Source organism: Sphingobium sp. Leaf26, assembly GCF_001421665.1.
In the GTDB taxonomy this organism is placed as follows: domain Bacteria; phylum Pseudomonadota; class Alphaproteobacteria; order Sphingomonadales; family Sphingomonadaceae; genus Sphingobium.
Window position 1 is genome coordinate 1 of sequence record NZ_LMKV01000022.1, and the last position, 18,448, is coordinate 18,448.

Here is an 18,448-nt window from a genome sequence, read left to right on the forward strand (position 1 = left end):
CACCCATGGCCATGCCCTCCAATCGGCACCCATAGAGTCAGAAATTTGCCGCTTTGGGAATCCCCACGTGAGTCAGTATCATGGGAGGTTGGTATAAGGTGGGTTGCGCGCGTCCGTAGGTAGCGGGATCGGGCCCGCCATGCGTGGGGAACGGCACGATCTGAAGCGGCTTCCCGTTGATCGCGGCGTCTTCCTGGCGGGCCGGCAGCGCGACTTGGAACACGTCGTTGCCGTAGCCAATGACGAGGTATGCAAAGGGAACGTCTGTGACGCCCGGCTTCCGCCTCAGGACGATGGCAGTGAACCGGTCGTTCGCCATTGGGCCGCTCTGAAAGGTGTGGATGATTGGGGCTTGCCCGACCCAGCTCCGCGAATGGTCGGTTTCGCGGATGAGGTCCAAGGTGTCGGAGAACGGGGCAAGCTCTGCCGTCGGCATCAGTGTCAGGCCGATCTTCACGAACGCCTTATAGACTGCAATGGGCGTGTAGGTGCCGCGCTTCAGGGTGAATACGACGCGGCGATTCGGCTCTTCGACCTCGAAGATCGGATCGTCCTCGTAAGCCTTCACGTCGAGACGGCCGTCTTTCATCTCGACCCTCCAGCCGCCGTTCGGACCCTTTCGGAGCGTAGGGACGCCGTTCTTGCCGCGGATCCGTGCGAACGTGCGCATTGGTTTCGTCCATTCGCCGAGGTCATTCTCGATCCCACGCCCAAAGATGCCGTTGCAAGTGTCGCACTCGTATGCTGAGGTCAGGCCGCGATTGCCTAGGCACTCAGGGATTGCGTGGGCGACGCTCTTGAAGCTAACTTCGGGTGGCTTCTTCCCGCAGAAACGGCAGTGTTGGGGGTCGCCCCGCCCAAGTTCCTCCTTCTCGCTCCGCTCGAACGTCTTCTGGAAGACGCTGTCGTATCGCTCGTCGTAGTGGCGACAGGCCTTTTCAGTCGATTCGTCCGTGGCGCATATATGCCCGCGTGCGCCGGCTTGTCCTAGCGCGCATTGTCAGACCAAATTCACTCGCATTTCTAAATCGGCTCGAGCGGATCCTCACCGATCGAAAGCCCCGATTTTCGCAATTTTTCGGCGCACGCGTTCTCCCCCGCGCGCGGCGCGCACATTTAGCGCACAACTAGGCTGGGACTGACGGCGGTCGGCGGCCTGAAATCGTTGCCAACTTAAATTAGTCCTTCATCAACCCGGATACGGAATCGACCGACCCTATGGCATGCCCGCCTCGTTCGACTATGCCCTCGTGACGTTCAACGTGACGTTCGCTTTTGCGTTTTTCATCCCGCAAGCTGCCAGTCCGGAGACGGCCCAGTTTTAGCAGCTATGCAGTGCCGGTCCGGCTTCCTCTGAATGTCGGCTTCTGGCAAAACTTGCCGTTCATCGCATCGCTGACAACAGGCAGAAAAGTCCCACGACCGCGCGTTTGCTTCCGGTAGCAGTCGACCCTTCCCCGTAGTTCAGCGACTTAAATCGCTGCCCAACGTCCGGAAGGTCCGCTTTTCTCGAACGAGCACTACTTGTCTCCGTGGAATGTATCTAAGACCTGATTTTCCAAGAGCAGTATTTTTCGCAGGCGTTTGTAATCGATATCTTGGACGCGGATGTCGCCATCAACCGCAAGCGAGGCTGCAACAGCGGCAGACTGGCCAAGTATCATGAACACCGGTTCCATGCGGATCGACCCGTAGGCGATGTGCGACGCGGAGAGCGCCACCGGCACCAGCAGGTTGGTCGCCTCCTGACGCTTCGGCACGATCGCGTCGTAGCTGATCGGGTAGGCGCGGTCGGGGCTGACCTCTATATTGCCTTCGTTGCGGGCAAAACCGCGTGCGTCGACGATGCGGCGCACATTGTGGGAATCCATGTTGTAGGATCCCATCCCGATCGGCCGGGGGGTGGGCTTGGCGCCGCGCAGATGAGGCTCCGCCATCACAAAGTCCGACACCATGCGCCGTGCTTCGCGGACATAGAGTTCGCGCGGCCAGTTGCCGTTGCCGGTAAATTCATCCTTGCACAGGCCCCAGCGCGCCATTTCCGCGCGGGTTTCCGCCGGCACGCCAGGATCGTTGGCCATGAACCAGAGCAGCCCCTGCTGATAGGTGACATGCTCGCGGATGATGGCCGCGCGCTCCATATCGCTCCCCTCTGGATAGCGATAGTTCATGCCGATATCATCGAAGGAGAAGGCACCGAAATTATTGGTGTCGGTCTTGCCGTTGGGGATGCGATCGAACTTCTGGAAGAAGTTGCGGAAGCCTGCATCCATATAGCGTTGGAGCAGCGCATATTGGCGCGCGTCATAGCCCGCAGGCTTTGTGAAGGGTACACGGTTGGCAGGCACATCGGTCAGGCACATACGGAAGGTATAGGCTTGGATGCGGTTGTCCGCCGATCCGTCCGGCACGATCCTGTCGGCGGTGACGCGCGGCAGCAGGCCGCTGGCGGGATTGCCCGGCACGACATAGGGATCGATGTCGAGCATGAACTGGTGGTTGGTGCTGTTGACCATCTGCACGCCGTTCAGCGTCTCGCCATAGGTGGCGTTGGCCTCGCGCCCCACAGCGAAGCGGACGCCCGCGCCCTCCATCAGGTCGCCCTCATATGTGGCGTCGATGAAGACGCGCCCTGCGAAGCGCTCGCCGCTCCTGGCGCGGAATGCGACGATCTTGCCGCCCTTCACCTCGACCGCGCCGGGGCGGCGATCAATGGGGCGGGACCGGATCACGGGAACCCCTGAGTTCCTCAGCCAATCTTCGTATATTCGCTCGGCAACCTTAGGCTCGAACTGCCACATCGCGCCGTCGTCGATGAAATTGGGGGCTGTTGCAGGCCGCTTGGCAAGGTTCCAGGCGGCGGGATCGTCATAATGGCGTTTCACCCGGCGATAGAATTCGAGCGACAGGCCGCCGATCGCGCGATGATTGCCCGTGTCCGACCAACCAAGGCCATTGGTCGTCATGCCGCCAACATAGGCGTCGCGGCAGACGAGCAGCACGCTACGATCATGCCGTCGCGCCTCGATCGCGGCGATGACGCCAGCCGATGTGCAGCCATAGATCACGATATCGGCCGATCGGGATGCAGTGCTTTCCGTGTCGGCGCTCGCCCCGCTGGAGAGGAACGCGGCGACGGCGAGCAGCAGGGGCTTGAAGCGGGCGCGCATCAGAAGGTCGCCGCCACGCCGAAGAAGAAGCGGCGATCTTCGCGCAGCGAACTCAGCAGCCGGGCCGGATCTTGCAGATATTGCCGCTCGATCGATCGGGTGAGGTTGATCGCCTCTGCCGTCAGACGGATATTGCTGGTCAGGTTGATCTGCGCCGATGCGTCGAGCTGGCCGCGCGCCTGCATGTAGGAGCTGCCGCCAGACGCCGCACTCCCCTGCCCCTGAAGATATTTGCTGCGATGGATATAGGCGACGCGGACCGACAGCATCTTGTCCTCATAATAGCCGATGAGGTTGTAGCTGTGCTTCGACAGGCCCGGCAGCGGCAGCGCAAGCCGGGTTGCTTCGTCCACAAGCGGCGTCTTGCTATCGACATAGGTGTAGTTGGTCTGGATGCCCAGATTGTTGAAGGGTGCAGGCAGGAAGCGCAGCGATTGCTGATAGGCAAGCTCCACGCCCTTGATCGTGCCCGACCGGCCGTTGGTCGGCTGGGTGATCTGAAACAGGTCATCCGCGCCGGTCGAAAGGCCGGGCACGAATTCTGCACGGGCCGTGTTGATCGTGAAGGAATCCACGTCCTTGTAGAAACCGGCGACGGTCAGCGCGCTCGAAGGGGCGAAATACCATTCGAGCGTCGCGTCATATTGCGTCGCTTCGAACGGGCGGAGGTTGGGGTTGCCGCGCGAGCCGGTGCGCGACACGATGAGCGGTACGAAGCTAACGCCTACGTCGCTGAGGCTCGGGCGAGCCACCACCTTGGCCGCGGCCGCGCGGAAAATGAGGCTGGGTGTAAGTTCGACCGAGAGGTTGGCGCTCGGCAGGAAATAATCGAAGCGGGACTTGCTGGCCGTAGGCTGCGTGTCGGAGAGGAAGCCCGCCGATGTACGCTCGATCGAGATATAGCGCACCCCCGCATTGCCTGATACGGGCATGGTGCCGATCTCGCTCTTGAAATTGGCGCGGACGTAGAAGGCCAGTGTGTCCTGATTGACGTCGCGAACGGATACGCGGCCGAGCGGGATGGCGTCGGCGCGGGGGATCGGCAGGCCGAAGGCGTCGCGTGCCGCCTCCTTGTCCACAGTGCCGGTCAGGATGTCGCGTGGGAAGTTGCCCGAAGCACCGGGAAAGAAGCTGCCCATGCTGTTATCGTAATTGAGGCCCGGCATTTCATCGACGGTGATGATGCCGTCGCCATTTTTGTCTCCTCTGGCGAGCAGGCTGGCAGCGGAGGGAACGTTCTGCGGTGATTCCGAATAGAATTTGATATTTTCGTAGCGCGATCCGACCTGAATGGAGCTGAGTGGCCCCCAGTCGGTGCGGATGTCGAAGTCGAGCCGTGCGTCATAGCCGCTATTGTCGGTGCGAAAGTCGTTCTCGAAGATTGAGGCAAGCTGATATTGCGACGGATCATCGCGGTCGAAATTGGTTTGAAGCGACAGGTCGGGCACAGGGCCGCCGCGCGAAAAATCATAGCTGGCGTTGGTGGTGTTGCCCGCGCGAGGCACGACGACATAGGTGAACGACGCACCCGGCCCGCCGTCCGTTCCCTTCCCCTTGCTGTAGGACGCATCGGCAGACATCTTGACGATATCGCCGTCATATTTGGTCGAGAAGCCAATGTTGGTGGAGCGGAACTCCGTCGGCTCATCATAGATGAGAGGGCGCAGCGTGACGCCGGTGAAGGTGCCGCTGACGACCGTGCCATTTTTGTCCGCGACAGCGTTGACGTCATTGTTGTTGAACAGCACCTGATAATTGGCGCTGTTGCGCTCGCGCTTCAGCCGCGAATAGGTGCCGTCGAGGATGATCTCCCAATCGTCCGCCGGGCGAAACTGGATCGCGCTGTTGAGCGTCAGCCGCTGCTCCTTGCGGTCGAAGATGCGCGCCATGAAACGGTTGGGACGGAAGAGGCCGGGGTCGTTGACGCCGTCGCCATCGCCGTCGATCTCGTCGGTCCGGGTCCAGCCGCCGGAATCGAAGGACTGCCCGCGCGTGCGCGTATTGGAATAGGCTACGCTGGCGAGGATGCCGAGCCGGTCGTCGAAATTTTTCGAAACCAGCGCCGATCCGCGATAGCCCAGATGATCGGCCTGATCGGTATAGGCACCCTGCAACCGGCCGCTGACGACCAGATCGTCAAGATCGAGCGGGCGCTTGGTCTTGAGGTTGACGGTCGCGCCGAGCGCGCCTTCGGGCATGTCCGCCGTCGGCGATTTCGACACGACGATGCTGCCGATGATTTCCGGGCTGATAGATTCGAGCGACGCGCTGCCGCCAGCCCCCGGCCCTAGAAAGGTACGCCCGTTTATTTCCAGCCGGTTTTGGGAAATGCCGCGCACAGTAAAGTTGGAACCGTCGCCTTCGCGCCGGGTGATCTGGACGCCGGTAATGCGGCTCATCGATTCAGCCACATTCTGGTCGGGCAGCTTGCCGATGTCCTGCGCGGTGATGACGTCGACGATGTTCCCAGCGGCGCGCTTGACGTTGATCGATTCCTGGAGCGAGGCGCGGATACCGGTGACGATGATGTCCTGCGTTGCGGGTTCGGCGACGGTGGCGGCGGGTGCATCGCCTTCTTGCGTCGTGGGGGCGAAGGCAGGAGCCGCGACCATGAAGGCGGCGGCGCTGGGCGTCACGGGCCGCTCGCGCTTCAGGACGATGGCGGTCCCCGCCTTCGTGATGACGAGGTCGGTGCCGGTCAGCAGCTGACGAAGCGCCTGCGTCACATCCATGGTGCCCTGAAGACGGCGCAGGCTGACGCCTTCCGCCGCAGCGCCCGTCACCAATATCTCGATTCCCGCCTGCTTGGCGAAAAGGGGGATGCCGGTGCGGGCTGATTGGGGTGCAATGTCGAAATGGCGGATCTGCGCAGCGGCGTCGGCGGGCGTACCGATGCAACAGATGATCGCGGCCCCGGTGCCAAGAAGATGAGCGAGCGCGGTCTTCATATGTCCTCCCCTGTCGTGGCGCCCTGCTTGCCGGTGCGCTCTTATGAAACAAGAGCCGGGCAGATGGACTTTCCGTCAGATCGTATCGATTTTTTTGCGCGACAGGCGGATGGCGTCGGGTGTGACCGTGACCGTCACATCGAGCGAGGCGGCCAGCGTGCGGGCAAATCCCGCCGGATTGTCGATGCGAAACAGGCCGATCAGCTTTTCATTGGCGAGGCTTTCATCGACGATGACGAGTTGCTGCGCATTGTACCGGTTGAAGCGGACCACGGCGTCACGCAGTGTGTCGCCTTCCAGCGCGATTTCCCCCATGCGCCATGCGAGCGCGCGCTCGATCGCCTGTGGCGCATTGCCGGTGACGGGCACCAGTGCGCCGCCTTCGAAGGTCGCAAAATCGCCTGCCTTCAGGATCGTCATCGACCCGCCGCCATCCTTCGCCCATGTCGCGACGGTGCCTTCGGTGACGGCAATCTGTACCCCCTTGTCGGTGCGGCTGACGGAAAAGGCGGTGCCGATCGCGCGCGCCTGCGCCAGGCCGGCATCGACGATGAAGGGACGACGACTGTCCTTGGCAACCTGAAACCATGCTTGCCCCTTGGCGAGCGTGATGCGGCGCGCTTCGTCACCCAGCGCGACGTGCAAATCGCTGTCGCTGTCGATCGTGGCGACCGATCCGTCGCCAAGCGGCAAGCGGCGGATTTCACCCCGTTCTGTCGCAACATGCTGCCCCATCCATCGGGACAGGCCAAGCCCACCCGCAAGCACAGCCGCCATGCTGCCTCCCAGCCCGGCCGCCAGCCATTTACGGCGGGTCCAGAAGGGGGCTTTGGAAGGTTGATCGGCATCCGCGACCAACGCGTCGTCTACACAGGAAAGTGCGGCCTGCGCCCGCAGCAGCGCGCCTGCGTGGCGCGGGTCCAGCGCCAGCCAAGCGTCGAGCGCCGCGTGCTGGTCGGGATCGAGCGGATGGCGCACGGCCCAGCGCGCCGCCATATCCTCAATGCTGCCTGGCATGCGCGCCTCGCGTCGCCACGGGTTGCTCCTGGTCCGCATCCGCGTGCGTCATGTGCTGCAGAAGCGCGCGCAGACTCCGGCTCGCCTCATTTTCCACGATCGTCTCGCTGATGCCCAATGCCTGCGCAATCGCCTTCTGACTCTGACCTTCGATCCGGCGCATGATGAAGATGCTGCGCGCGCGATCGGAGAGCGTGGCGAGCGCCGCCTGCACCCGGCCCAACTCCTGCCGCGCCTGCGCCACGCGCTCGGGCGTCAGAAAATCGGCTTCAGCCTCCATCGTCGCGGCAAGAGGATCGATCCGCACGACCCGCGCCCGCTCGCGCTGACGACGCGCGATATTGCGCGCCATGATGAAAAGATAGGCACGCGGCACGGTGATGTGGGACACATCGTGCAACTGGGCGAGGCGGCAATAGCATTCCTGCACAATATCCTCCACATCTGCGGCGGCCACGACCTGTCGCCGCAACCAGATGCGCAGGTCGCGTTCATGGGGCAATATCTCTCGCCCAACCCATCGCGCCAGTGCCTCGCGTTCCGTGTTCTATCTCCTCTCTCAGGTCAAAGAGACGCGACGACGAATTTTCCGTCATAAATTCTTTTTTACCGCTTTCTTGCGGCAACATCATCACCATAAGGCAGGTCGAATAGCGTTTATCGGGCATGGAAGCGCCTACTTGAACGACCCAAATAAGACGCTTGACGGCCAAATTTCTCATCTCGGTAGCAGACCGTCCGCAATTCCATTTGTAAACGGGCAAACTGCTGCGAAGACGGACTGGCTGCTGCTCCGTTTCACGCTGTAACGATGCTGCCTCCTGGATCACATTGAACCAGCGGTATCTCGCAATCAAAGATATTTCAGCCACCAGATATCCTTGCGGCGCTGCTTGAGCCGGGCGAACCATCTCGTCGGAAAATAGAGAACCGGGATCAATATAAACACCCAGATCCATACCCACCTCAGATTATCGACGCCGAACACGGCGCCCTTCGTCGGGCCGTAAAACAGCATCGCGATATTGTAGAGCTGCTTGAGCGTGTAGAGATGGAGGATGTAGTAGAACATCGGTGCGCCGCCCAGCATGGCGAGCGTCGGCATCACCTTGCTATCCTCGAACTTCTCGCACAGCGCCAGCAACAAGCATCCGGTGCCCACGGTCAGCATCAGGAAGAGCAGCGATGGCGGATATTTGGTGAGCGCGAGGAAGCTCATGACGGTTCGCAACGGCGTATCCGCGATGAACCAGGGCTTGTCGCCATAGAAATTGAGCGTGCGGATGAGCAGGAAGCCGACAAGCAGGCCCAGGCCCAGCATAGCCAGCCGCTTGATCCTTGGCTTGGGATTGGTGCCCCGCGCGAACCACGGACCGCAGGCATACCCTAACAGGATTATGCCGATCCAGGGCAGCACCGGATAGGTGGTCTTGAACAGTATCCCGGCGATCTCGAACTTGTCGCGCTGGTGGAGCATCGCCCATGGAATGAAAAAGGGCGAGTCCGGGCTCAGACGAATCGGATCGAGCAGATTGTGAAGGCACACGATCGCCAACCCCAGAGCGAACTGCGCAGGGCGCGGCAGATGGAGCAGCGCCGCCAGCGCGATCATGCTGATGCCGATCGTATAGATCACCTGGAACCAGATGGTGGGCGGCGGGAATGTGTTGGCCTGTGTTGGCCAAGCGTAGCAGACGATCGTGAATTCCAGGAAGATCAGGAAAAGCCCGCGCTTCAGCAGGAACTCAGATACCTGCGCCCGACTATGCGACTGGCCGTAGAGCCATGCCGAAAGGCCAGTCAGCGCGACGAAAGTCGGCGCGCAGAAGGTGGAGAGCAGGCGGGTGGAGAACAGGCCCGGATCGGTTATATTCGCGTCAACGGGATCTGTGACCTGCAAATGCAGGAACCATGTTCGCGGACATGATCGACCAGCATGAACAGCATCACCAAACCGCGCAGCGCGTCGATCGCGATCAGCCGCGTGCGGGCCTTTGCAGCGGCGACCGGCGATGTCATGCCGGGGTTTAGGGCTGTAAGGTGCGCCTGGCCCGCAATGCTGTTCATCTGATTATCCCTCGCCTGGCTCTTCACTCACCCTTGGGCAGGAAGAGATCCTTGTAGAAGCCGACCGTCTTGACGGTGACAGTGATCGGCGTTTCGCCCTTGTTGCGGAAATACCAGCCATGGGTGCCATCGAAGGGCGCAGTGAAGTCGCCCTGGCCGCCGGTGAGTTCGAGTTCCTTCCAATAGTCAGTGAAGGAGCCGTCGGTGACGCCGGTTTTTTCGCCGTGCATTTCGGCCTTCACCGGACCACCTGTCGACTTCCACTGGAAGATGAAGCTGTCACCCTTGACCATGTGCGCCTTCACCTCTTGCCCGCTATGAGGTGCCAGAGTGATGGTCATCTCGTCCTGTCGCCATGCGGCTGACTTGGCGATGGTCGCCTTGGTCGGAATCGCGATGTCGGTTGGGCCGGCAGCTTCCGACGCGGGCGCGGGGGCTGTTTCGGCCGCTTCGCCGGCGACCATGCCGTTCAGGCCAAGCGCCGTGCCGACGCCGGTGGGGTCGATGCCATATTCGGCCGGCAGCACGAACAAGGTGAGAACCGCAACGGCCGCGATGGCCGCGCTGCCGGTCGCCTTGGCAAGCGTGGAAGGCGAAGGCTTGATCGAGGTCGGAAGTGCGGAAGCAGTTTGCATGGTCATGTCAGGCACCCTGGGTAAAATAGCCGGCCAACTGGAAGCCGATGAGGACGAAGCCGGCGGTCATGAGCGCGGCGTTGGCGACGATGGCCGTTCGGTTGAAACTGGACGACATGCGCCACAGGTTCATCAGCAGGAGGATCACGGTCAGCGCCATGAACTGACCCATCTCAACGCCCACGTTGAAGCTGATGAGGTTGGGGATCAGCCCGTCCTTGGCCAGCGTCAGTTCCTGGATCTTGGTGGCTAGGCCAAAGCCATGGAAGAAACCAAAGATCAGCACCGCCGCCTTGGGATTGGGCGACACCCCGAACCAGGTCTTGAACCCGTCCAGATTATCGATCGCCTTGTAGACGACCGAGAGGCCGATGATCGCGTCGATGATGTAGGGGTTGGCGCGAATGTCGAGGATCACGCCCAACAGCAGCGTAGTGCTGTGGCCGATCGCGAACAGCGTCACATAGGCGCCGACGTCCTTCAACCGATAGAGGAAGAAGATGACCCCAGCCAGGAACAGCAGATGGTCGTAGCCGGTGACCATGTGCTTGGCCCCCAGATACATATAGGGGATGATGTTGACGCCTGACGCACCTTCGATGAAGGCCTTGTCATTCTCGTTGACGCCATGCGCCCAGAGCGTCGCGCTCATGAACGCCATGGCCAAGCCCAAAAGCAGCAGCACGATCCGCCGCAATATCTGGGGTTGGAGCGGAAACCGGATCGCGCTGTGCATGTCGGCGCCTTTACTTGGTCTGGAACGTCGCGAAGATTTTCGCGCCGCTCTTGTCGACCAGGGCCACAACGAGTTTCGCGCCCTTGGCCGCCTTGAAGCCGGCAGCAGTCAGCTTGTTGCCCCCGGCAGGCTTGAGCGCCGCTTCGGTCTTGGCGCTCCCTGCCGTCTGGGTGAGCTTGGCGGTGTAACCGGCGGCAGGCACCGGCTCATCTTCTTCGCTCAGATAGACGTCGACACCCTTGGGGCCGGTCACCAGTTCGATCAGGGTTTCACCCGACATCTGTACGAGGCCGCCATGTTGCGGCTTCATGCTGCCATGCGCGAAGGCGGAAGCGGGCAGCGCGGCAAGTGCCAGGGCAGCAAGTCCCGTGCGGAAAAGATCGATCTTCATAAAACATGTCTCCAATGGATTGGCCGAAAGGCTTATTCGGGCAGGTGTGGAAGGACGAAGGACAGCGAGGCGCGATATTCCTCATGATCGACCTTCTTGTCGGTCGTCTGGCCGACATAGATCGCCATCAGCACGTTGATGCCCTGATTGCGCAGCTTGATCGTGGCGGTGCCATCAGCGCCGGTCTTGGCCGGGGCGACTTCGTCGGGATCGTTGACATAATCCTGCATCACGGTCGCACCGGCGACAGGCTTGCCCTTGTAATAGACGCGCACCTTCATCGGCTCGCCCATCTTCTGGGGGATGGCAAGGTCGGCGGGCACGAGCTGGAGCGTGTGCCCCTCGAACAGCGGCACCGGCTTGGTAGGCACTTGCGTCAGATGGACCGCATATTTGAAATTATGCTCGGCAAGCGTCGCGTTGGGGACTTCGTCGCGGCCCTTGTTATGCCACTCGCCGTCCGGGGTCTTGCTCCAATAGCCATAGTCCATGGTGGCCGCGACGGCCGCGACCGGTTCGTCGCTATCGACGACCGGGATCGCACCGGCGGCGCGAAGAGAGGTGGTGACGGGCGCCCAATCGCTGTCATAGCCGGTGACCGTCTTGACCAATGGCAAGCGCTTGACGGCGTCCAGATCGTCGGCGCCAACGCCATAGACCAGCGCCAGTTGGCGCGCCCTCTGCGCGAACCAGATGCCGTGCGCACCGACCGGCGCGGTTGCGGCCAGCAACGTGCTTACACCCAGTGCAACGGATAATGTTCGAACCAGTCTCATACGAGTCTCCAACCTGTTCAATTTTCCAATTCTTCAGCCATCATGCGGCACAAGGCCAAGTGATCCCTGAAATGCGTTAGGTCATATTGTTAATGATGCGTGACTTTGAGGGCGTTGCCGCACGACTTTTCAAATGCCTGGAAAGCAGAAAGCCCCGGATATTTCTTATTTATCTTCTCCCCTCGTCTCGAATTTGTTTGGTCTGCATAGGCACGACATTGCTCCCTGACGGCGTACCGGTGCAGGCCGTAATAATAGCGAAGGCTATGCTGCGGGCCTCGTCGCTCGCGCGCATGGCCTTCGCCGGCCGTTTTCCAGCATGCCGCAAAGACGCTCCGAGCATGCGTTGTCGATCCAACGACGGGAGCGGGTTTCTCCTGTATCCCGCCACAACCGCTGACCATGAGCCCAGCGATCAATAGTCCCGCGGCTTGCAATCCGGGGCCATTGCGCCGCTGGTCACGTTGCGTTTCCATCTCGCGTGCAACCAATTCTTGGCTCCCCAAATTCGTATCGACATTGAGAGGCGGAGGATGTGGTTTGAATGGCATTTCGCGGAATAATCCTCCGAATTCCCCGCATATTCCGTATCAAATCGAATGTTTTCGGCGTTCGCTCACAGGCTTTGTAAAAGACATGAAATCGGGCGTTACAGGCGTCCGATTCCAGATCATTTTCATGGTTCGAGCGGCTGCGAAAGGGCCTTTTTCCGAGCGCTTCGCCACCTTGCCGCGAGCGCCGTTATTGCGGGAAGCACCAGCAATGTGAGCGCGGTCGAGGTGATAAGTCCGCCGATCACCACTGTCGCCAAGGGCCGCTGAACCTCCGCGCCCGTACCGGTGGCGATCGCCATCGGCACAAAGCCAAGACTGGCGACCAACGCCGTCATCAGGACCGGCCGGACGCGCTCCATTGCCCCCCGATAATGGCGTCATCCTCGCTTGCGCCATCCTCGCGATGCTTGCCGATGGCGCTCATCATGACCAGACCATTCAGCACCGCGACGCCTGACAGCGCGATAAAACCGACCGCTGCCGTGATCGAAAAGGGGATGCCGCGCAGCAGAAGTGCGAATACCCCGCCCGCCAGCGCCAGCGCCAGCGCCATCGGCACCGCGCTGAACACGATCGCTGCCGGAATGAAGCCGCCCAGCGTCATGTAAAGCAACGCATAGATGGCGAGGAAGCAGATCGGCACGACCAGCAGGAGCCGCAAACGCGCCGACTGCAGGCTTTCGAACGTCCCGCCCCATTCGGTATACATGCCTGACGGGAGTTGCATCTGGCCGATCGCCTTTTGGGCTTCCTCGACGAAGCCGCCAAGGTCGCGACCCCGGACGTTGACCTGAACGACCACCATCCGTTTGCCATTTTCGCGGCTGATCTGGTTCAACCCCTGCGTATAGCTGAACCGAGCCACTTCCCGCAGCGGGATGGAACGCGCCACCTGACCATCGGCCGCAGGCAGCATGACCGGGATCGATCCCAGCGTTTCGACATCGTCCCGCTGCGCATCCGGCAAGCGACCCACCACTGCGAAGCGGCGATCGCCCTCGAACAACAGCCCCGCTTCCCGGCCACCCAGCGCGGCGGAGACGGTGTTGGCCACTTCCTCCACCGAGAGGCCGTAACGTGCCGCGGCCTGCCGATCGATCTTGACGTCGAACGTCGGCGCGCCGTCGGTCTGTTCGGCGCTGACATCGCCTGCGCCCGGGATCCCGTGCAGGACGCCAGCAATGCGACGAGCCTGCTCGCTCATCGCCTCCAGATCGTCACCATAAAGTTTGACCGCGACGTCGGCGCGCACGCCGGCGATCAGTTTGTTGAAACGCATCTGGATGGGTTGCTGGATCTCCGTCCGATTGCCGATGAGCGGCTTCATGCGCTCTTCGATACGTCGCAGGATATCTTCCTTCGACGTCACCTCGGCCGGCCATTCGCTTTCCGGCTTGGGAATGACATAGGTGTCTGACGAGTTTGGCGGCATCGGGTCGGTGCCGAGGTCGGCATTGCCGTTCTTGGAAAATACCAGTTCCACCTCGGGCAGCGTCTTGAGCGCATTCTCGATCTGAACCTGCATTTGCGTCGATTGGTCGATCGAGGCGGATGGCACCCGGAAGTTGGTGACCGTGATGTCCTTCTCGTCGAGCTGGGGCATGAACTCCTCTCCCAGCAAGCCGAACGCCAGAACGGCAGCGAAGAAGATGCCCGCACCGGCCGCGACGAACAGCACCGGCCGCGCCACTGCCTTGTCGAGGAGCGGCGCATATTTCTCCTTAAACCAGCGGATCGGCTTGACTTCGGTTTCACTGACCTTGCCGCTGACGACGATCGCGATCATCGCGGGCACGAAGGTGATCGACAGGACGAACGCCGATGCAAGCGCCAGCATCAGGAGGGTTGTCGCCATGGGCGCGAAGGTCTTGCCCTCCACCCCCGGAAGGTCAGCAACGGCACGAAGACGAGGAAGATGATGAGCTGACCAAAGACGGTAGGCCGGACCATTTCCTTGGCCGCATCGATCGTTTCGCTCATCCGCTCGTCCAGCGTCAGCAGACGACGTTCATGTTCCTGTCGCTCGGCCAGACGACGCAGCGCATTTTCCACGATGATCACCGCGCCATCGACGATAAGTCCGACGTCGAGCGCGCCGAGGCTCATCAGATTGCCCGATACGCCAAGGGCGTTCATGCCGGATGCCGTCATCAACATGGTGATCGGGATCACCGCAGCCGTGATCAGCGCCGCGCGGATATTGCCGAGCAGCAGAAACAGCACGACAATGACCAGAAGCGCGCCTTCGATCAGATTCTTTTCGACGGTGGCGATGGTGGCGTTGACCAGCTTGGACCGGTTGTAGACCGGCTCGGCAAAGACATCCGGCGGCAGCGACTTGTTGATGTCGACCAGCTTGTCGGCGACGCGGGTGGCTACGACGCGGCTGTTTTCGCCAACCAACATCAATATGGTGGAAATGACCGCTTCGGAACCCATGCGACTGCCCGACCCGGTGCGCACGGCGCCGCCGATCACGACATCGCCCACATCGCGGACCCGCACCGGAACGCCTGCCCGGGTGGCGACGACCGCGTCCTGAATATCCTCGATCGACTTCAACCGCGCGTCGGCGCGGACGAGGAAACTTTCCCTGGCGCGGCGCACATAGTTGGAGCCAGCGGACACATTCGCGCGCTCCAATGCGTCGGCCAGTTTCCGCCATTGTCTGGTGCGACCCGAACCGAGAATTGCCTGCTATTTTTCGACCAGCTCATGTGCAGGGAAAAGCAGGCAATTGCAGAAGCGTACCTGCCCGTAATGGCACGGAGAAAATCGGCGAAGTTTTGTCTGATCTGCGGTCGCAGCTTCTCTCCGAGGCACGCTTTTTATCTTGGAAGGCGCCAAACCCCGGGGTTCTTGGGCGATACTGGCTGATCAAATGTGCAGAGAATGACTCAGTGGCGGAGCGGCAGGGACCGCGTTCGAACCATCTTACTGAAATGCTGAAAGAATGGAACGCCGTTCTTCAGCATTCAAGCCTCGGTTGTGGACAAGCCCAAAACACCAATGAACGGAAGGATGAACGCGCCCCGCGCGACGGCCTCCCGGCTGTCGGGCGGAGGCGCAAAATAGCGTAAGAGGGGGCTGGCATGGCGAAGCGCCCGGCCCCGTTCTCCCTTTGGCTTACATTCGAGCAACGCGCCCGGCTAGAACGGGATGCCGGAGATATGTCCCTCAGCGCCTATGTCCAGTCGCGGCTCTTCGATTCTGATAATCCGCCGCCGCGTCGTCGGGGTAAGCGCCCCGTCAAGGATCATCAGGCCTTGGCGCAGGTTCTGGGGCTGCTCGGCCAATCCCGGCTGTCATCCAATCTGAACCAGTTGGCTCGGTCGGCCAATTCGGGAAGCCTGCCAGTCACACCTGACACGGAAGCGGCGCTCATGATGGCAGCGGCAGACGTTCAGGAAATTCGCCGCCTGCTTATCGAGGCCATGAACCTTGAGGTTGGCCCATGATCCTCAAGGCATCACAGCGCAGCGGTGCCAAACAGCTCGGTCTTCACCTGATGAAGACCGAAGAGAACGAACACGTCGAAATCCATGAGGTGAGCGGCTTTATCTCCGACGACCTGATGGGCGCAATGAAGGAATCTCATGCGCTTTCGCTCGGCACGAAGTGCAGACAGCACCTGTTTTCCGTGTCGCTAAACCCGCCTGTCGGCGAGTCGGTCCGCGTCGAAGTTTTCGAGAAAGCGTGCAATATGATTGAAGAGCGGCTTGGCCTGAAAGGTCAGCCGCGCATGATCGTCTTCCATGAAAAGGAAGGTCGTCGCCATGCTCATGCCGTCTGGTCGCGGATAGACGCGGAAACGATGACGGCGAAGCCTCTGCCGTTCTTCAAATCAAAACTGCGCGACATTGGCAAGGAACTGTATCTCGAAAACGGCTGGAAGATGCCGGAAGGGTTCCGCAATTCCAAGCTGCGCAATCCGCGCAATTTCACGCTCGACGAATGGCAGCAGGCGAAGCGGGCAGGCCTCGACGCTAACCAAATCAAGGCCACGATTCAGGAGTGCTGGGCGATGTCAGATAATGGCCCGGCATTCGCAAAGGCACTGGAAGAGCGTGGACTGTTCATCGCTCAAGGGGATCGGCGGGGTCATGTCGCTGTGTCCATCGAAGGTGAAGCTTTCGCGATTGCCCGGATGATCGACAAGAAAACCAAGGATGTCACTGCGCGGCTTGGCGACCCAAAGGAACTGCGATCTGTCGCCGCTACCGTTCGATATATTGGCGAAACAGTAGCACCTCGTCTTTCGCGCTATATCTCGGAAGCCAAACGTATAGCGGTCAACGCGATCAAGCCGCTCAACGAACAGAAACAGGCGATGCAGGATCAGCATAAAGCGGAACGGGTGAAGCTGGACCGGATGCAGCGGGATCGCCTGACCGTTGAAAATCAGCATCGATCAGCTCGAGTTCGCACAGGCGCGAAAGGTGTCTGGGACATCCTGACCGGGCGCTATTTCAAAGTCCGGAAACAGAACGAGATGGAAGCCTTCTTCGGGCTTCAACGTGACCGAAACCAGCGGCATGATCTCGTCCAGTCGCAGTTAAAGGATCGCCAGGGGCTGCAATCGCAGATTGTCCTCGTGCGCGAACGTCATGCCGGGCAATTGCTCGGCCTTTATCGGGATGCGGCGCAGTATCGTCGCATGGCGCGTGATGGAAAGTTCGAGAGGGACGGCACGGATCGCAGTCGGCCTGCGCCTCGCAGTCCTGAGCTGGGGCGATAGGAGCTTACTTCCAGCGCTGGATCTGGTGTTGGCACGGCCTGCTCGCGTTACCCATTTTGCCCGTTTTCCTTCGTCGTCTTTCTTACCCCGTCCGGGTCGCTGTCTGTTGTCGTTATATCGCCCGATGAATGCTGACTGGTGCAAGGCGTAGTCATACCTACTAACCTTCTCCACGTCCGTTTCGATTGCAGGCAATGCACCTTATTCATGCGGACTGATTTTTCCTCCTCAACGCGGCCCATCCGGGGCGGCGCAAGAGAGACAGGAGGAATCCATGTTCAAAATGACCAAAGACGATCTGGCAAAGAAAACCGACGCGCAGCTTGCAGCGCTTTTTCAAGAGGCAAGCAAAGGTCTAATCGCTACCAAGCCAGAAATCGCTTCGGCGCAATCGCTTCGTACGATGATCCGCGCTGAGATCGCGAAACGCGGTCCAACGCCATAGCGACAATAAAGGGGCGCGAAGCGCGCCCCTTCTTTTCGTCCTTGCTGTCGCTAAAGAATCTGCTTCACCGCTTTCAGCGGCTCCAAAAGACATGAATTTCGCTCATGCCAGTCTCGAATGCGATCACGTCGCTGATGGCCATATCCCGCGCCATACGTTCATAATCGAGATAGTAACGCAGCGTATCGGGAATGTTTGCCGACTCCTCGGTTATCTCCTGCGCGAAGTCGGCGAGCGATTCATACTGCCCGGCGTACTGGTCGGAGAGGGCAGACCGCGCTTCTGCAAGCGATCCAAAATAACTGAACACTTCTGCGCCCAGCTTTCCGTATTCGATCACAAAGGTGGCAAGCTCCGCGACGCGCTCGAAGCCGTCGCATTCTTCGATCCTGATGCCTTCGAAGCCCTCGTAATCGTGGATCGCCCATTCTTCGGCATCCGAGACGGGCGAGGCCGCCAGCATCTTTTTTACGTCGTCATAGATTTGCCAAGGGTCCTGGTCGGCGTCGATCCATTCGCCATGCAGGTGGCCGTTGTTGTAGGCCGCGAGGCACGCGAAATAGATTCTCGGTTCTAGTTTGTGTGTTTGCTGTTCTCCCATTTTGATCTCCATCGGGCTTGAGTTTTGCGAGCCTTGCTCGGCTCATGAAACTCTGCCCTTCGGCGAGAACGGGGGTGGAAAGGCGCAAGCCGCCTTTGTCGGAGGGGTATCTCCCGGCCTGCACGCAGGAAGGTCGGGGAAACCGTCAAAGGCTCGAAGGCTTGGGCTTGCGCCGCGTCAGGGGAAGTCTCCCCTAAGCCGCGATAGGGATTGTCACCCGAATGGGGCAAGATCGCCGACCGAAAGGGAGGAAGGTCGGGGCGATAGTCTAATACCAACCTCCCATGATACTGACTCACGTGGGGATTCCCAAAGCGGCAAATTTCTGACTCTATGGGTGCCGATTGGAGGGCATGGCCATGGGTGCAGC

16 protein-coding genes and 2 pseudogenes are annotated in these 18,448 nt (G+C 60.6%); 3 read left to right on the plus strand and 15 right to left on the minus strand.

The genetic code is table 11. The features are described from left to right. Window positions 1-37 precede the first annotated feature (37 nt). The 14 genes and pseudogenes from ASE85_RS23965 to ASE85_RS23095 all read right to left on the minus strand — a co-directional run. Complete coding sequence (locus ASE85_RS23965) at window positions 38-589, minus strand: hypothetical protein (RefSeq protein ID WP_235523545.1); 552 nt, start codon at window positions 587-589, stop codon at window positions 38-40. 102 nt (window positions 590-691) lie between these two features. Continuing rightward, window positions 692-964 (minus strand): annotated as a pseudogene (locus ASE85_RS24435) (HNH endonuclease); the annotation flags it as partial. 556 nt (window positions 965-1,520) lie between these two features. Continuing rightward, window positions 1,521-3,170, minus strand: a complete 1,650-nt coding sequence (locus ASE85_RS13890) for an FAD-dependent oxidoreductase (RefSeq protein ID WP_056689440.1) — start codon at window positions 3,168-3,170, stop codon at window positions 1,521-1,523. Continuing rightward, entirely contained in the window at window positions 3,170-6,118 is a 2,949-nt protein-coding gene (locus tag ASE85_RS13895) for a TonB-dependent receptor (protein ID WP_056689442.1), read from the minus strand. Before ASE85_RS13895 ends, ASE85_RS13890 begins: the two co-directional genes overlap by 1 nt. A 75-nt stretch (window positions 6,119-6,193) precedes the next feature. After that, entirely contained in the window at window positions 6,194-7,135 is a 942-nt protein-coding gene (locus tag ASE85_RS13900; RefSeq protein ID WP_056689444.1) for a FecR family protein, read from the minus strand. Then, a complete protein-coding gene (locus ASE85_RS13905; RefSeq protein ID WP_235523546.1) occupies window positions 7,119-7,637 on the minus strand; it encodes an RNA polymerase sigma factor in 519 nt (172 codons plus the stop codon). The genes ASE85_RS13900 and ASE85_RS13905 overlap by 17 nt, the downstream gene beginning before the upstream one ends. Further along, on the minus strand, window positions 7,627-8,007 hold the full coding sequence (locus ASE85_RS23090) for a hypothetical protein (protein WP_162237456.1): 381 nt from the start codon (window positions 8,005-8,007) through the stop codon (window positions 7,627-7,629). The genes ASE85_RS13905 and ASE85_RS23090 overlap by 11 nt, the downstream gene beginning before the upstream one ends. Continuing rightward, the gene (locus tag ASE85_RS13910; RefSeq protein WP_327196623.1) at window positions 7,989-9,035 is read right to left on the minus strand and encodes a DUF1624 domain-containing protein; all 1,047 of its coding nucleotides are present in this window, start codon (window positions 9,033-9,035) and stop codon (window positions 7,989-7,991) included. The genes ASE85_RS23090 and ASE85_RS13910 overlap by 19 nt, the downstream gene beginning before the upstream one ends. Then, window positions 9,002-9,202 (minus strand): hypothetical protein, encoded by a 201-nt coding sequence (locus ASE85_RS24310; RefSeq protein WP_327196624.1) that lies wholly within the window; start codon window positions 9,200-9,202, stop codon window positions 9,002-9,004. The genes ASE85_RS13910 and ASE85_RS24310 overlap by 34 nt, the downstream gene beginning before the upstream one ends. A 23-nt stretch (window positions 9,203-9,225) precedes the next feature. Then, window positions 9,226-9,843 carry a hypothetical protein gene (locus tag ASE85_RS13915; RefSeq protein WP_056689448.1) on the minus strand — a complete coding sequence of 206 codons (618 nt, stop codon included), beginning with the start codon at window positions 9,841-9,843 and terminating at the stop codon, window positions 9,226-9,228. Between the two features lies 1 nt (window position 9,844). Continuing rightward, entirely contained in the window at window positions 9,845-10,573 is a 729-nt protein-coding gene (locus tag ASE85_RS13920; RefSeq protein WP_056689450.1) for a HupE/UreJ family protein, read from the minus strand. 10 nt (window positions 10,574-10,583) lie between these two features. Next, window positions 10,584-10,964: a hypothetical protein gene (locus ASE85_RS13925; protein WP_056689452.1), complete on the minus strand. Its 381-nt coding sequence runs from the start codon at window positions 10,962-10,964 to the stop codon at window positions 10,584-10,586. A gap of 32 nt (window positions 10,965-10,996) precedes the next feature. Then, entirely contained in the window at window positions 10,997-11,740 is a 744-nt protein-coding gene (locus ASE85_RS13930) for a DUF4198 domain-containing protein (protein ID WP_056689453.1), read from the minus strand. A gap of 676 nt (window positions 11,741-12,416) precedes the next feature. Further along, a pseudogene (locus ASE85_RS23095) lies at window positions 12,417-14,952 on the minus strand (efflux RND transporter permease subunit); the annotation flags it as partial. A 434-nt stretch (window positions 14,953-15,386) separates the two neighbouring features. Between ASE85_RS23095 and ASE85_RS13940 the strand changes: the two are divergent. From ASE85_RS13940 to ASE85_RS23100, 3 genes are all read left to right on the plus strand, one after another. Next, a complete protein-coding gene (locus ASE85_RS13940) occupies window positions 15,387-15,752 on the plus strand; it encodes a hypothetical protein (RefSeq protein ID WP_056689456.1) in 366 nt (121 codons plus the stop codon). Continuing rightward, window positions 15,749-17,032 (plus strand): relaxase/mobilization nuclease domain-containing protein, encoded by a 1,284-nt coding sequence (locus ASE85_RS13945; RefSeq protein ID WP_056689458.1) that lies wholly within the window; start codon window positions 15,749-15,751, stop codon window positions 17,030-17,032. Before ASE85_RS13940 ends, ASE85_RS13945 begins: the two co-directional genes overlap by 4 nt. A 274-nt stretch (window positions 17,033-17,306) precedes the next feature. Then, the gene (locus ASE85_RS23100; RefSeq protein WP_156358350.1) at window positions 17,307-17,477 is read left to right on the plus strand and encodes a hypothetical protein; all 171 of its coding nucleotides are present in this window, start codon (window positions 17,307-17,309) and stop codon (window positions 17,475-17,477) included. Window positions 17,478-17,550: 73 nt separating this feature from the next. Here ASE85_RS23100 and ASE85_RS13950 read toward each other — a convergent pair whose 3' ends face one another. Continuing rightward, window positions 17,551-18,078: an antirestriction protein ArdA gene (locus tag ASE85_RS13950; RefSeq protein ID WP_056689460.1), complete on the minus strand. Its 528-nt coding sequence runs from the start codon at window positions 18,076-18,078 to the stop codon at window positions 17,551-17,553. Between the last annotated feature and the right edge of the window lie 370 nt (window positions 18,079-18,448).

Bases quoted from the DNA above. Each gene is read 5' to 3' on its own strand.
- ASE85_RS23965 (WP_235523545.1), bottom strand. From the start codon at position 589: ATGAAAGACGGCCGTCTCGACGTGAAGGCTTACGAGGACGATCCGATC.
- ASE85_RS13890 (WP_056689440.1), bottom strand. From the start codon at position 3,170: ATGCGCGCCCGCTTCAAGCCCCTGCTGCTCGCCGTCGCCGCGTTCCTC.
- ASE85_RS13895 (WP_056689442.1), bottom strand. From the start codon at position 6,118: ATGAAGACCGCGCTCGCTCATCTTCTTGGCACCGGGGCCGCGATCATC.
- ASE85_RS13900 (WP_056689444.1), bottom strand. From the start codon at position 7,135: ATGCCAGGCAGCATTGAGGATATGGCGGCGCGCTGGGCCGTGCGCCAT.
- ASE85_RS24310 (WP_327196624.1), bottom strand. From the start codon at position 9,202: ATGAACAGCATTGCGGGCCAGGCGCACCTTACAGCCCTAAACCCCGGC.
- ASE85_RS13915 (WP_056689448.1), bottom strand. From the start codon at position 9,843: ATGACCATGCAAACTGCTTCCGCACTTCCGACCTCGATCAAGCCTTCG.
- ASE85_RS13920 (WP_056689450.1), bottom strand. From the start codon at position 10,573: ATGCACAGCGCGATCCGGTTTCCGCTCCAACCCCAGATATTGCGGCGG.
- ASE85_RS13925 (WP_056689452.1), bottom strand. From the start codon at position 10,964: ATGAAGATCGATCTTTTCCGCACGGGACTTGCTGCCCTGGCACTTGCC.
- ASE85_RS13930 (WP_056689453.1), bottom strand. From the start codon at position 11,740: ATGAGACTGGTTCGAACATTATCCGTTGCACTGGGTGTAAGCACGTTG.
- ASE85_RS13940 (WP_056689456.1), top strand. From the start codon at position 15,387: ATGGCGAAGCGCCCGGCCCCGTTCTCCCTTTGGCTTACATTCGAGCAA.
- ASE85_RS13945 (WP_056689458.1), top strand. From the start codon at position 15,749: ATGATCCTCAAGGCATCACAGCGCAGCGGTGCCAAACAGCTCGGTCTT.
- ASE85_RS23100 (WP_156358350.1), top strand. From the start codon at position 17,307: ATGTTCAAAATGACCAAAGACGATCTGGCAAAGAAAACCGACGCGCAG.
- ASE85_RS13950 (WP_056689460.1), bottom strand. From the start codon at position 18,078: ATGGGAGAACAGCAAACACACAAACTAGAACCGAGAATCTATTTCGCG.